The sequence below is a fragment of the Leucobacter sp. UT-8R-CII-1-4 genome, assembly GCF_030010235.1.
Taxonomy (GTDB): Bacteria; Actinomycetota; Actinomycetes; order Actinomycetales; family Microbacteriaceae; genus Leucobacter.
Map to the genome: position 1 here is coordinate 329,607 of NZ_JASCRS010000003.1, position 13,955 is coordinate 343,561.

At 58.8% G+C, this 13,955-nt stretch carries 14 protein-coding genes; 13 read left to right on the forward strand and 1 reads right to left on the reverse strand.

Translation table 11 applies throughout. The features are described from left to right. Positions 1–61: 61 nt before the first annotated feature. From QBL02_RS08845 to QBL02_RS08900, 12 genes are all read left to right on the forward strand, one after another. A complete protein-coding gene (locus QBL02_RS08845; RefSeq protein ID WP_282726052.1) occupies positions 62–787 on the forward strand; it encodes a CoA transferase subunit A in 726 nt (241 codons plus the stop codon). Next, positions 787–1,431 carry a CoA transferase subunit B gene (locus QBL02_RS08850; protein WP_282726211.1) on the forward strand — a complete coding sequence of 215 codons (645 nt, stop codon included), beginning with the start codon at positions 787–789 and terminating at the stop codon, positions 1,429–1,431. Before QBL02_RS08845 ends, QBL02_RS08850 begins: the two co-directional genes overlap by 1 nt. 2 nt (positions 1,432–1,433) lie before the next feature. Next, positions 1,434–2,606, forward strand: a complete 1,173-nt coding sequence (locus tag QBL02_RS08855) for an acetyl-CoA C-acyltransferase (protein ID WP_282726053.1) — start codon at positions 1,434–1,436, stop codon at positions 2,604–2,606. 220 nt (positions 2,607–2,826) lie between these two features. Next, the gene (locus tag QBL02_RS08860) at positions 2,827–4,008 is read left to right on the forward strand and encodes a substrate-binding domain-containing protein (RefSeq protein ID WP_282726054.1); all 1,182 of its coding nucleotides are present in this window, start codon (positions 2,827–2,829) and stop codon (positions 4,006–4,008) included. A gap of 130 nt (positions 4,009–4,138) precedes the next feature. Continuing rightward, positions 4,139–4,903: an ABC transporter ATP-binding protein gene (locus tag QBL02_RS08865; protein ID WP_282726055.1), complete on the forward strand. Its 765-nt coding sequence runs from the start codon at positions 4,139–4,141 to the stop codon at positions 4,901–4,903. Continuing rightward, positions 4,900–5,616: an ABC transporter ATP-binding protein gene (locus QBL02_RS08870; RefSeq protein ID WP_282726056.1), complete on the forward strand. Its 717-nt coding sequence runs from the start codon at positions 4,900–4,902 to the stop codon at positions 5,614–5,616. Before QBL02_RS08865 ends, QBL02_RS08870 begins: the two co-directional genes overlap by 4 nt. Then, positions 5,613–6,488, forward strand: coding sequence for a branched-chain amino acid ABC transporter permease (locus tag QBL02_RS08875; protein WP_282726057.1), 876 nt, complete (start codon positions 5,613–5,615; stop codon positions 6,486–6,488). The genes QBL02_RS08870 and QBL02_RS08875 overlap by 4 nt, the downstream gene beginning before the upstream one ends. Next, positions 6,485–7,636: a branched-chain amino acid ABC transporter permease gene (locus QBL02_RS08880; protein ID WP_282726058.1), complete on the forward strand. Its 1,152-nt coding sequence runs from the start codon at positions 6,485–6,487 to the stop codon at positions 7,634–7,636. Before QBL02_RS08875 ends, QBL02_RS08880 begins: the two co-directional genes overlap by 4 nt. Positions 7,637–7,683: 47 nt before the next feature. Then, positions 7,684–9,309: an AMP-binding protein gene (locus QBL02_RS08885; protein ID WP_282726059.1), complete on the forward strand. Its 1,626-nt coding sequence runs from the start codon at positions 7,684–7,686 to the stop codon at positions 9,307–9,309. After that, positions 9,302–9,994, forward strand: coding sequence for a TetR/AcrR family transcriptional regulator (locus tag QBL02_RS08890; protein WP_282726060.1), 693 nt, complete (start codon positions 9,302–9,304; stop codon positions 9,992–9,994). The genes QBL02_RS08885 and QBL02_RS08890 overlap by 8 nt, the downstream gene beginning before the upstream one ends. Then, positions 9,991–10,743, forward strand: coding sequence for a 3-hydroxybutyrate dehydrogenase (locus QBL02_RS08895; RefSeq protein WP_282726061.1), 753 nt, complete (start codon positions 9,991–9,993; stop codon positions 10,741–10,743). Before QBL02_RS08890 ends, QBL02_RS08895 begins: the two co-directional genes overlap by 4 nt. Beyond that, positions 10,740–11,651 (forward strand): alpha/beta hydrolase, encoded by a 912-nt coding sequence (locus QBL02_RS08900; RefSeq protein WP_282726062.1) that lies wholly within the window; start codon positions 10,740–10,742, stop codon positions 11,649–11,651. Before QBL02_RS08895 ends, QBL02_RS08900 begins: the two co-directional genes overlap by 4 nt. A gap of 76 nt (positions 11,652–11,727) precedes the next feature. Here the strand turns inward: QBL02_RS08900 and QBL02_RS08905 are convergent, their stop codons facing one another. Beyond that, the gene (locus tag QBL02_RS08905) at positions 11,728–12,678 is read right to left on the reverse strand and encodes a MetQ/NlpA family ABC transporter substrate-binding protein (RefSeq protein WP_282726063.1); all 951 of its coding nucleotides are present in this window, start codon (positions 12,676–12,678) and stop codon (positions 11,728–11,730) included. Between the two features lie 184 nt (positions 12,679–12,862). Between QBL02_RS08905 and QBL02_RS08910 the strand changes: the two genes are divergently transcribed. Next, entirely contained in the window at positions 12,863–13,924 is a 1,062-nt protein-coding gene (locus QBL02_RS08910) for a methionine ABC transporter ATP-binding protein (protein WP_282726064.1), read from the forward strand. The last annotated feature ends 31 nt before the right edge of the window (positions 13,925–13,955 follow it).

Below are 13,955 nucleotides of genomic sequence, written 5' to 3' on the forward strand. Positions count from 1 at the left end.
CAATGTTAGGAAAACAGACGCGCCCACATCGTGGACGCTAAACCGAATACGAGGAGGCAGAGTGGCTTCGAAGATCTATCAAGACGCTAGTGAGGCACTGGCGGGAATCGTTCGCGACGGCATGACTATCGCCGTTGGCGGATTTGGGCTGAGTGGCAACCCCACTAACCTGATCCGTGCGCTGCGTGATACCGGTGCGAAAGACCTGACCATCGTGTCGAACAACATGGGTGTTGACGGCAAGGGTCTTGGGCTGCTGCTTGAAAACCGACAGGTGAAGAAGGTACTGGCTTCATACGTCGGCGAAAACAAGCTGTTCGCCGAACAGTACCTCAGTGGCGAACTCGAGGTTGAGTTTGTGCCGCAGGGCACTCTGGCCGAGCGGATGCGCGCCGGCGGCGCCGGTATTCCCGCGTTCTACACACCAACTGGCGTGGGCACTCCAATTGCCGAGGGCAAAGAAGAGGCTGTGTTTGACGGTAAGCGGGTGATTCTTGAGCGCGGCATCGTTGCTGACATCGCTCTTGTCCGTGCCCATATCGGCGATCACGAGGGCAATCTTCGCTACCGCCTCACCTCTCGAAACTTCAATCCTCTGGCGGCAACCTGCGGGCGAATCACTCTCGCCGAGGTGGAGACCCTGAGTGACGAGTACCTCGACCCCGAGCGGATCGACACCCCCGGTGTCTATGTTCAGCGAATTGTGCGCTGTGAGGATCAGAGTAAAGAGATCGAACAGCTCACTGTTCGGCCAAAGCCGGGCGCGGCGAACGCAGAGGAGGCCTAATCATGTGGACCAGAGATGAAATGGCTGCAATCGCGGCGTCGGAGCTTGAAGACGGCCAGTACGTCAACCTCGGTATCGGGATTCCAACGCTCGTCGCGAATCACCTGCCTGCGGGAATCACTGTGAAGCTGCAGAGCGAAAACGGCATTCTTGGCATGGGCCAGTTTCCTTACGAGGGCGAGGCAGACGCCGACCTCATTAACGCCGGAAAACAGACGGTGACTTTGGTGCCAGGCGCGTCGATTTTCGATTCGGCAACTTCTTTCGGCATGATCCGCGGCGGCCATGTGCAGACCGCGATCCTCGGAGCTATGGAGGTTGCTGGCAACGGCGACCTGGCCAACTGGACCATTCCCGGCAAGCTCGTAAAAGGCATGGGCGGCGCGATGGATCTAGTGGCTGGCACACCTCGCGTGATTGTGCTCACGGACCATGTCTCGAAGGACGGCAGTCCTAAGATCGTTACCGAGTGCTCGCTGCCGCTGACCGGTGCGGGCGTTGTGAACCGAATTATCAGCGACCGGGCCGTGTTTGACGTTGTTGACGGTTCGCTCGTGCTCAAGCGGCTCGCGCCGGGCTGTGAGCTTGAAGACATTCGCGCCATGACTGGCGCGGCATTCACTGTAGACCTCGAGGAGGAATAATCATGACCGCATTTATCGCTGGATACGCTCGTACTCCATTTGTGAAATTCACCGGGCAATTTGCCGCTCAGCCGGCGACCGTGCTCGGTGCACACGCGGTGAAGGCCGCGCTTGCTCGCGCTGGTGTGTCTGCCGAACAGGTTGACCTGCTGGTTGCAGGCCAGGTGCTGCAGGGTGGCGCGGGCCAGAACCCTGCTCGTCAGACCGCTGTTGGTGCTGGCATTCCAATGAATGTGCCTGCGCAGACTATTAACGCCGTGTGCTTGTCGGGCACCGAAGCGGTATCGCAGGCTGCCCGTCTGATTCGCTCGGGTGAGGCAGACATTGTGGTTGCTGTTGGGCAGGAATCGATGACTCTCGCGCCGCACGTGATGTCGATGCGGGCAGGTCAGAAGTACGGCAATGCCACTCTGGTAGACACCGTTGAGAACGACGGTCTGACCGATGCGTTCGACAAAATCGCAATGGGTTCGCTGACCGAAAGCGGGAACACTCCACTCGGACTTGGCCGTGCTGAGCAAGACGAATTTGCTGCTCTCTCGCATCAGCGGGCTGCGGCTTCGGCTGAGTTCTTGGCTGGTGAGATCGCGCCGTTCACGGTTTCTTCGCGCCGCGGTGACACCGTGGTTTCAAGCGACGACGGCGTGCGTGGCGATACTACCGCTGAGACCCTCGCCGGTCTTCGCCCGGCGTTCGCCAAGGACGGTTCAATCACCGCGGGCAACGCTTCACAGATCACCGACGGCGCTGCCGCACTGGTGATCGTCAGTGAAGCCGCAGTTCAGAAGTTCGGACTGAAGCCGATCGCCAGCATTGAGGCCACTGCCTTTGTTGCTGGTCCAGATACTCAGCTGCACTCGCAGCCCTCAAACGCGATCAAGGCTGCGCTTGCAAAGCTTGACGGTGTGAGCGCTGGCGACCTTGCCGCTGTTGAGATTAACGAGGCCTTCGCCTCGGTTGGTTTGCAGTCGACTAAGGAGCTCGAGATTGATCCAGCGATTGTGAACGCTCATGGCGGTGCGATCGCGCTCGGTCACCCGATTGGTGCTTCTGGTGCGCGGATCGTTGGCACGCTTGCCCGTCGCCTTGCTGAAGCTGGCGCTGGATCGCTCGGCGCAGTAGGTATTTGTGGTGGTGGCGGTCAGGGCAGCGCAGTGGTGCTGAAGGCCCTCTAAACCGCACGTATTGCAAGCCCCCGGAGCACGTTTGTGTCTCCGGGGGCTTGTTGTGTTTTGTGCAGAATTTGTCATTGAACAGGTATTTTTCTCTCGTTAGTTGATAACAAAGCAGCAACGGAGAATTGCGATGCTTGACTCAAAAGCAATTCGGCTCTAGCGTGATCTTGGAACCTGAATCAGGTTTCATATTTACCTTCCAATGACGAAAGGCAAGCGCATGCGCGTTCCGAAGAAACTCACCATCGGTGCGGTGGCTCTCTCAGCTGCCCTGGCTCTGTCGGCGTGTGCGCCGGCAGCGGGCGGCAACGGTGAATCCGGCGATGGCCCGGCAGAGGTGACCGTTGGCGTGATCACCAGCGAGACTGGCCCCTTGGCCGGCTACGGCGCCCAGTACCTCGACGGCTTTAAAGCAGGCCTCGACTACGCAACCGATGGTTCAGGCGAAATCGACGGCACCAAGATCAACGTGAAATACCTTGATGACGCAGGTGACCCCGACAAGGCAGTCACCGCGGCAAAAGAGTTGATCGGCGAGGGAGTGAACATTCTCGCCGGTAGCGCCTCCTCAGGCGTTGCGCTCAAGGTCGCCGAACAAGCAGAACAGAACAAAGTGCTCTTCGTTTCAGGCCCAGCAGCAGTCGACGCCATTACCGGAATCAACGACTACACCTTTCGTAGCGGTCGACAGAGCGCACAGGATGTAGCTACCGCTGGCACCTTCGTTGATGACATCTCGGGCAAAAAAGTTGTTGTGTATGCACAGGACAACGCCTTTGGTCAGGGCAATGTCGCCGCAGTCGATGCGATCCTCGGAGCCAAAGGCGCGGTAGTTGAACCGGTGCTCGTTGCCGAAGACGTGACCGAATTCACGCCATTCGCGCAGCAAGTTATTTCCGCATCACCAGACCTCGTCTTTGTCGCTTGGGCAGGCGCAACCTCGGGCGCGATGTGGCAGGCAATGAGCCAGCAGGGCGTATTCGACAAAGCACCAGTCGTCACCGGCCTCGGCGACGCGGCCACCTTCGGAGCCTACGGCGACGCCTCTGAAAACATCAGCTTCTTGAATCACTACTTCCCAGCAGCGCCAGACAATGACATCAACGACGAAATGATCAAGGCTGTGGAAACTGGCGGCGGCACTCCAGACCTCTTTACTCCCGACGGGTTCAACGCGGCGATCATGATCGTGCAGGCCATTAAAGAGGGCAACGGCGATGTTGATGCCATGATCTCGGCGCTTGAGGGTTTCAGCTTTGAAGGGCCTAAGGGCAGCAACACCGTGCGCGCCGAAGACCACGCACTGATCCAAGACATGTATCAGGTGAAGCTTGTCTCGAAAGACGGCGCATTCGTGCCGGAACTCATCTCAACCATTCCAGGAGACCAGGTCGCCCCCTAGATTGCGTCACTCGTGAGAAGTCGTGCGCGGCGATGACGTCGCACACGACAACACGACAACACGACAACACGACAACACGGCAACACGATTCACGCAGCGATCAATTCAACGAAGAAACAGGTCTGAATACATGCAAACCGCAACCCCGTCCGCGCTGCAAATCAAAGGTCTCGGCCTGAAGATCGGCGGCGCCACGATTCTGAAGAATGTCGAACTCGACATTCCGCAGGGCGCAATCGTGGGAGTGATCGGCCCGAATGGTGCAGGCAAGACAACACTCTTTAATGCAATTTCTGGTCTAATCACTCCCACCGCCGGCACAGTGCAGATGCACGGCATCGACATCACAAAGGCGTCGGTGCCCGCCCGAGCGCGGGCGGGGCTGGGACGCACGTTTCAAACCTCAAGCTATTTCCCTGGGCTCAGCGTGCTAGAAAACGTTCGTCTGGCAGCGCAGGTTGCCGAGGGCGGCAACTATTCACTGTTCCGATTTCCGAAAGCGCACGATAAGGCAACCGAACGTGCGCTCGAAACCCTGCAAAGCGTTGGTCTCGCGCACAAGGCACACACCCTTGCCGGTGACATCTCGCACGGCGACAAACGCAAACTTGAGATTGCGGTGCTGCTCGTGACCGAGGCCAACCTGGTACTCCTGGACGAGCCAATGGCAGGTGTCGCCTCCGGCGAAGTAGCCGGGCTTGTGCAAAACATTCGTGAGATGCAGGTCGAAAAGCAGTGCACCGTGCTGATGGTTGAACACCACATCGACGTGTTGCTTGGCTTCGTTGACATGGTCGCTGTGATGTACTTCGGCACCATCATTGCCTACGACACCCCGCAAAACATTATGAACAATCCAACCGTGCAAAGCGCGTACCTGGGGAAGAGCGCATGACCGATCCAATTCTTGAAGTGGCGCACCTGCGCTGCAGTATTGCCGGCCAGCAAGTGGTCGAGGACGTCTCATTTCAAGTGCCAGCGACCGGCATTACTGCCGTGCTCGGCCGCAATGGTGCCGGTAAAACCTCAACGTTACGCGGCATCATGGGGCTCATTTCTCGATCCGGTGAAGTTCGTCTCGCCGGTGAACGAATCGACCAAATGCCAACACACAAACTGGTGCAGCGCGGCATCGGTTATGTGCCAGAAGACCGAGAAGTGTTCGCCTCGCTGACGGTCGCTGAAAATCTTGCCCTCGCTGAGCGCCAGGCAACTCCGCGACGTGAGTTCGTGGCAGAGCTTTTTCCCGACCTTGTGCAGCGCAAAGATCAACAGGCGGGCACGCTCTCGGGCGGCCAGCAGCAAATGGTCTCGGTGGCAAGGGCACTGCTCAATGACAACCGGATCTTGCTCGTTGATGAGCCAACAAAGGGGCTGGCACCAAAGATCGTCTCCGAGGTAGCCGATGCGCTACAAGAAGCGGCGAAAACCGTGCCCATCTTGTTGGTCGAACAAAACCTAGAGGTCGTTCGACAACTGGCCGATGACGCCATTGTGATCTCTGGAGGCAAAGTGGTGCACGTCGCCAAGGCGGCCCAGATCCTCGACGATGAAGAACTCACCAAACGCCTTCTTGGCGTGCATGCGGAGCAGGAGGCAGCCCTATGAGCGCCATCGTTCTCACGCTGATCACCGGTATTGGCCTTGGCGCCCTGTACTTTCTGGTTGCCTCGGGACTGAGCCTGATCTACGGCCTGATGCATGTGCTCAACTTTGCGCACGGCGCATTTTTGACCCTCGCCGCCTTCATCGGCTGGCGCACCGCCGAAGCGCTCGGAACTGATTCTTGGGGATCGCTCCTCGTCTCAGTCGTGGTGGGCGGTCTGGTCGGAGCAATCTTCGCGACCCTCACCGAGCTACTACTGATTCGGCCGCTCTATGAACGACACATTGAGCAGGTACTCGTAACTGTCGGCCTGTCGTTTGCGGCGATCGCGCTATTTGAGGGTATCTGGGGGAGTGACCCAATCAACATCTCTGGCCCCTCTTGGCTGAAACAAACCACTGAGGTGCTCGGTGCTCGAGTGCCGAATGTGTACTGGGTGCTGATGATTGCCGCTGCCCTGGTGCTTGGCCTGCTCGTCTTGTTCCTGCGAAAGACCCGCTACGGCATGATCATTCGAGCTGGCGTCGAAAACCGCGCGATGGTGACTGCCCTCGGCATCGATGTGCGCCGCGCTTTTACTCTCGTGTTCGCCATTGGTGGTGGCGCCGCGGGCATCGGCGGCGTACTCGCAATGCACTACATGACCTTCGTCTCAGCGCATCTTGGTCAGACCCTTTTGATCTTCGCCTTCATCGTGACGGTCGTTGGCGGCCTCGGATCGCTCGCAGGCGCGGCGATTGCCTCGGTGATTGTCGCGGTGCTGCAGCAATTCGCGAATTTCTACCTTGGCGGAACCGGCGACTTTATTGTCGTGATTTTGCTCGCTGTCGTGCTGCTAGTGCGACCGCGCGGACTGATGGGAAGGAAAGCATGAGCGCGATCATGACCACAGGAGATGCGCGTCGAAAGCGCCGCAATTACACGCCGGTCATCGTAGGTGTTGGCATCGTGGTGCTGATGGCACTGCTGCCCATGATGAATCTTTCGATTCCGGGAATTCTGCCGACCCCCACCTATATGCCTGGCAGCCTCGCACTGCTCTCACTATGCATGGTGTTCGCAGCCCTTTCGCTCTCCTACAACATGATGCTTGGCACCGCTGGCATGCTCTCCTTCGGGCACGCGCTCTCATTCGGTGGTGGCGCCTATCTGCTCGGCATGGTGCTTCGTTATCTTGAGATGCCGCTTGTACCCGCGACGCTGCTCGCGCTGCTCGGTGGTCTAGTGATTGCTCTGCTCACCGGTTCAATTGCCAACCGAGTCGGCGGCATTCCCTTCGCAATGGTGACCCTCGCATTCGCGCAAGCCGGCTCGGTGCTCGTTCGCCGTAACTCGAAGATCACCGGTGGTGAAGAGGGCCTTGGGCTTGCGACCGCGCAGGTGCCCGATTGGTTGCTCGGTGTGGTGAACACACGCAACCTGTACTGGGTGATCCTCGGCATATTGGTGCTGGTGTACCTCGTTGCACTCTGGGTTGATAAGAGTCGGCTTGGGCACATCGTGCGGGCCACCCGAGAGAACGAACAGCGCGTGCAGGTGCTGGGTCTGCACCCATACACGGCAAAGCTCATGGTCTTTGTGATCGCTGCGCTGCTGGCGAGCATCGCCGGGATGGGATACCTGCTCTTGCAATCCGGCACGGTGCCGCGAGCCGTATCTGCCGATCTGACGATCACCGTCTTGGTGATGGTTGTGCTCGGTGGGGTTGGTTTTCGTTGGGGTGCAATCGTGGGTGGCGTCGTTTACACACTCCTTGACCAGCGACTGACAGTGCTGGCCAAGGCAGACTTCATTCAGGGTCTGCCCGACGTGCTGCGGATTCCGCTTTCTGAGCCACTCTTTTTGCTCGGCACTTTGTTTATCTTGGTGGTGATGTTCCTCCCGGGCGGCATCGCCGGTACGCTCGACAAAGCTTGGAATCGTGCCCGACATCGTTCACACTCAAAAACTGTGGGGCTCACGGCGCTCGACCAGACAGAATTTGCTGATTCGACTGACCCAATTGACGGGTCGAGGCGCTAGCGTCAGAAGCGACTGCTCCGCACTCGCATCAGAACTGAGACAGAGATATGACCACTGAGGGTGACCACACGATTGGTCGCTGGCTGCGCGATCGGGCCAGCGCCGATCCACATCGCGTCGCGATCGACGATCGAGGCGTGCTCGTCGACTATGCAACGCTTTACGCTCGCGCGAGTTCCCTCGCCGATACCTTAGGCGGGGCAGGCTATGGGTCGGGCGCGCGCATCTGCACGGTGTCAGGTAATTCAGTTGATCACGTCGTGGCGTTTTTTGCCTGTGCGCTGCTCGGTGCCGCGTTTGTGCCACTTTCTTGGCGGCTCACCCCCGCAGAGCTCGCTGAACTGCTTCGGCGCAGTCGTGCCGATTTGGTGCTGATTGAAGAAGAACACTCGTCACTGGCGAGTGAAGCTCTGAGATTGTTCGCGAGCGGTGCTTCAGCTTCAACAGCGCTGCCCCGCTGCGCCCCACTCGGCTCGGTGGGTATTGAGCAGCAGGCACCGCGAGCGCTATTCGTTCGCGAGCGTCGCGCCCCACAGAGTGATGATCCGCTTCTGGTGATCTACACTTCTGGCAGCGAAGCAGCTCCGAAGGGAGTGGTGCTCACCCACGCGAGTTGTTTCTGGAACAACTTGGCACTGAGCCAGGCGATGCCGATGTCACGCGATGACGTGGTGCTCGCGATTTTGCCGCAGCACCACGTCGCAGCGTGGAACGTGCAACCTCTGCTTGCCTGGTGGGTCGGTGCGACAGTTGTGCTTGAACGGTCGTTTCAGCCAGAGCGTGCGTTGCAACTGATTCAGGAGCGACGAGTCACCACGGTGATGGGCGTGCCAACCCAGTACCGAATGCTGCTCGACGTGCCGCATCTTGATCGTTTTGATCTCAGTTCGCTGCGCCGGGTGGTAGTTGGTGGTGCCACGACACCCCGAGACCTTGCTGAGTCTTGGGCTGCCCGCGGCGTGCACCTCACCCAAGGCTATGGACTCACTGAAGCTGCGCCCAACGTGCTGTTTCTCAGACCCGAGGATCTGCCTGCAAATCCCGAGGCAATCGGTCGGCCATATCCCACCGTGGACACTTGCATTGTTGACCCAGATTCTGGTTTGGTGCTTGAAGGCGCAGCTGCCGGGGAACTCTGGGTACGCGGGCCAAGCCTGTTCGCTGGTTATCTTGATGACGATGAGGCAACCGAGCGCGCGATGAGCGACGGTTGGCTGCGCACGGGTGATCTGGTCGCCCGCGATGCGCACGGTGTGCATCGGGTCATCGATCGTTTGAAGAACATTTATGTCTCTGGTGGTGAAAATGTCGCGCCCGCAGAAGTTGAATTTGCGCTCACTGCGCACCCACTGGTTGAAGAGGCGTCGGTAGTCGCGGTGCCCGACCCAGTTTGGGGTGAACGCGGTTTCGCATTTGTGGTGACGCGTGAACCGCTGAGTGCAGACGAACTGCTCGCTTTTGCGCGCACCAGAATTGCAAGTTTCAAACTGCCTGCGCGGGTCGAGTTTGTGGCAGAGCTACCGCGAAGCACGATTGAAAAAGTGGCGCGAACAAGGCTTCAAGATCTGGCGATGAAACTCTGTGGTGTGGCTGAAGTAGGTACGCAACACAATGCGCAGACGCTTGTTGATCCTGCGCAAAACCCCAAGACGAAGGGAAAGGCACATGCCTGACATCAGGAGTATCCCCGAAACCAAGGGTGGGCAAGCTGTTTCGTCAACCACCGGACGGCCACTGACCAAGCGAGGCGAAGCCACCCGGCGACGCATTCTTGAAGCCGCCGAAGACGTATTTGCCGAGCACGGCTACCACGAAGCCTCCATCGTCAAAGTAACCGAGCGGGCCGGTGTAGCTCTCGGCACCTTCTACCTGTACTTCGACAGCAAACGCAGCGTGTTTGAAGCGCTCGTGCTCGACTTAAACGGACGAGTACGCCAATCAATGAGCGAAGCCATGGTGGGCGCCAGCAACCGAGTTGAGGCGGAGCGGCGCGGCTTTGAGGGTTTCTTCCGCTTCACCGCGCAGCACCCGGCACTGTATCGCGTAGTGCGCGAGGCAGAATTTGTTTCTCCCGCGGTGATGCACATGCACTACCAGCGCATCGTCGAAGGATACGCGGTCGGGCTTGCGGCAGCGCAGCAACAGGGCGATATCGACCCGGCGCTCGATCCTGAGATTGCCGCCTGGGCGCTGATGGGCATGGGCGAATTGATCGGTATGCGCTTTTTGCTCTGGCAGCGAGACGGCGATGAGCAGAGACCAAGCGAGATAGACCCAGAGGTGTTCGACGCAATGATGCGATTCATCGCAAATGCGCTCGGTGCCCCCAACTCAGCAGCACAAAGGAGTAGCGAATGACTACGCAAGATCTCAACGGAAAACGGGCCGTGATTACCGGTGGCGCGAGCGGCATCGGTTTGGCGTGTGCTCGCGAGTTCGCTGACCGTGGTGCCACAGTGGTGATCGCCGATATCAACGCGGATGCCGCAGCCGCCGCCGCAGCTGAACTCGGTGGTGAGTCGTGGCAGGTCGATCTGAGTGACACTCGTGCGCTCGACGAGCTGAGCTTGAACGCCGACATTTTGGTGAATAACGCCGGAATTCAGCAGGTGAGTCCGATTGAAGATTTTGATCCCGAGAAATTTCGGCTGATCCAGCGAATCATGCTTGAGGCACCATTTCTGTTGATTCGTGCGGCGCTGCCAGGCATGTATGAGCGCGGATGGGGTCGTGTGATCAACATTTCGAGTGTGCACGGTCTGCGGGCGAGCGCGTTCAAATCTGCCTATGTCGCAGCGAAACATGGGCTTGAGGGGCTCTCGAAGGTGACCGCTCTTGAGGGTGGTCCCCACGGAGTAACGAGCAACTGTATTAACCCCGGCTACGTGCGTACGCCTCTGGTTGAGCGACAGATTGCGGATCAGGCGAAGGTGCACGGTATCGCTGAAAGCGAGGTGGTCGCGAAGGTCATGCTGACCGAAAGCGCCGTAAAGCGGCTCGTCGAGGCAGACGAGGTCGCCTCGCTTGCGGGTTGGCTGGCTTCAGACGCGGCCACGATGGTGACCGGCGCTTCGTACACGATGGATGGCGGGTGGAGCGCTCGATGATCAGTCACAAATACCGCACCATCGATGTGCCGGTAGCGGGTGGTCAACTTCGGGTCGGCATCTGGGATCCAATTGAAGTGGCAGAGGGCACCGAGGTTCCCCAGGTTTTGGCGATTCATGGCATCACCTCTTCGCACCTTGTCTGGCCGCTGTTGGTGGCCCAACTGCCGGGTGTGCGGGTTATCGCCCCTGACTTGCGGGGGCGCGGTTCGAGTCGAGATATCGCTGGATCAGGAGGGATGCTGGCGCACTCGGCAGACATGGTCAGTTTGCTTGATGCGCTTGGAATCGATTCGCTACCGGTAATTGGTCACTCGATGGGCGGTTTTGTGTCGGTGGTGCTTGCGCACACGGCACCTGAGCGGGTCTCACGCTTGGTTCTGCTTGACGGCGGCTTGCCGCTCGATGCGCCGGCCGACTTGCAGCCGGAGCAATTGGTGAAAGCCATTCTTGGATCGACTGCCGATCGGCTCTCTATGCGTTTTGACTCGGTCGCCGCATATCTCGAGTTTTGGCGTGGACACCCGGCGTTTGCTGATGCTTGGTCAGTCGAGCTTGAAGAGTATTTCGCGTACGATATGGCGCCGGTCGGGGCGCAATTGCGTTCGGCGACAAGCTTGCAAACAACCACAGACGACACGATCGATATGAATACCGGTGCGGCCCTGCCGGATGCGCTCGCCGCGCTCGCCGCATGGGGGAAGCCGGTGCTTTTTGTGAGTGTGCCGCTTGGCCTCGCGAACGAGGCTCCCGGCCTGTACGCCGAAGACTATCTCGCTCGGGTGCTGCCACACTTCTCAACCGTGCGACATGAGCGCTTGCCAGGATTGAACCACTACACAATCGTGTTGGCCGAGGCCGGTGCTGTTGCGGTCGCCGAGTTGTTGCAGCGGGAGCTCAATTATTAGGCGAGCGAACGTCAGCAAACGTTCAGGGGGCCGAGGATCACACGATCCTCGGCCCCCTGAACGTTGCGGGTAAACGCTACTGCTGTGCGAATTCCTTCTCCTGCTCAGCGAGCACGCTCTTTAGGGTCTTTTCGTCAAGCTGCTTGAAGACACCCTGGTAACCGCTTTCTGCCTGGATGGCTGCGATCACGTCTGGGTGGTGGTACAGCTCGGCAACCTTCTTGAGCGCAGGGTTATCGGCGTTTTCTGCGCGCACGGCGAAGACGTTTACGTACTGCTGCAAGTCGTCGCGGTCGGCGTCTTCAACGTAGATCTGCTCTTTTTCGCCGAGGCCGGCAGCGAGCTGGTATGGCGTGTCAACGAAGGCGATATCGACTGAGTCGAGTGATGCGGCGGTCTGTGTTGGATCAATCGGGGTGATCTTGCCAAGCTTCGACTTTGAGTAGTCAACGTCGTCGATCGTTACGCTCCAGTCGGCGGGCTTGGTGAACTCAATTAGGCCGGCGTTGTAGAGCGCGAGGAGTGGGCGCACCTGGTTTGCAGGGTTGTTCGAGAGCGTGACTTCAGCGCCCGCCGGGATTTCTTCAACGCTTGTCCACTTCTTTGAGAAGAAGCCGATGGGGAAGATTTCGGTCGAAGCCAGTGGCACGAGGTCGCCGCCCTGAGTCGCGTTGTACTGTGCGAGGAAGCGCAGGTGCTGGAACTTGTTGATGTCTACATCGCCGGCATCAAGCGCTGGGTTTGGGGTGTTGTAGTCGGTGAATGAAACAAGTTCAACGTCAATGCCCTCTTCCTTGGCAAGATCAACGAGCACTTCCCAGTGACCAGCAGCGATGTCGTTTACGCCGAGTTTCACGGTCTCGACCGATGCGCCGTTTTCACCATTGTTTCCGGCCGAGTTTGCGTTCAGCAGAGCTGGTGTGACGATGGCTGCAACGATTGCGATGACGGCAGCAACGGCAATGCCGATCCAGAGGCCGAGCCGGCTCTTTGGCTTTTCGGGGCGGGCGGGGCGTTCGGTAGACATTCTGTGCTCCTGGTGGTGGGTGGGCTGCGCGGTAGGTTGCGCGCTGAGTATTGGCTAGATCGCGGTGTTTCGTGGTCTGCCAGCTTGGTAATGTTCGCCGAAAAGCTACCAAGGGAGCAAAATATATTTCGCACCGTTACGCTTCAAGTCGCCCGGTGAACAGCGATACGTCAAGCTCGTCTGTATGTCATATGCGGGTTCCACACACGACGCAAACGAAGAGATCATTCGTTTTGAGGGCGTTACAAAAACCTTTGGTGTGCCTGGCAAGCGTCAGGCCGCCGCAGTGCCGGCGCTCAGCGATCTTGATCTGAGCATTCGTCGAGGTGAGATCTTCGCGGTGATCGGCTATTCGGGGGCAGGGAAAAGCACTCTCGTTCGTTTGATTAACGGGCTTGAAAAAGTTACCAGCGGCACCGTCACAGTTGATGGACGGGTGGTGAGCGGGCTCGGCGAACGGCAGCTCAGCGAGGTGCGCGAACACATCGGCATGGTGTTTCAACAGTTCAATTTGCTGCGCTCGCGTACCGTCTTTGGCAACATCGAGTTTCCGCTGCGCGTGGCCAAATGGAGCAAACAAGAACGCGAAGATCGCGTGTGGGAATTGCTTGAATTTGTGGGCCTGACCGAGAAGGCTTGGGCTTACCCCGAGCAGCTCTCAGGTGGCCAGCGGCAGCGGGTGGGTATCGCACGTGCGCTTGCAGCCAGGCCCTCAGTGCTACTCGCTGACGAAGCTACGAGTGCGCTTGACCCAGAGACAACCGCCGATGTGCTGGCCCTCTTGCGTCGCACGAATCGTGAGCTTGGTGTCACCGTTGTCGTGATCACGCACGAGATGGAGGTGGTGCGGGCCATCGCGGACCGGGTTGCGGTGCTTGATGCGGGGCGGGTGGCCGAGATTGGCAGTACTTTTGACGTGTTCTCAAACCCGCAGTCCGAGCGTGCGCGTGCCTTTCTCGCGACGGTAGTGCATAACGTGCCAAACGCTGAACAGCTCACTGCCCTGCGCGATCGCGGGGCAGAACGTCTGTTCACCGTGACAATTGCCGACGGCAGTGACATCGGTGCGTTGCTCTCGCGAGTGGTCTCGCAGCATGGGGTCGAATTCTCGCTGGCATTTGGTGGGGTCGACTTGGTGCAGGGCAAACAATTTGGCTCGCTCACTTTTGGTCTGCGCGGTGGCGACATTGATGCGGCGCTCACTCAATTGCGAGCAGAAGCAACGATCGAGGAGGTCGCACTGTGAACGCGACATGGGAAACGCTGTGGCCGCTGCT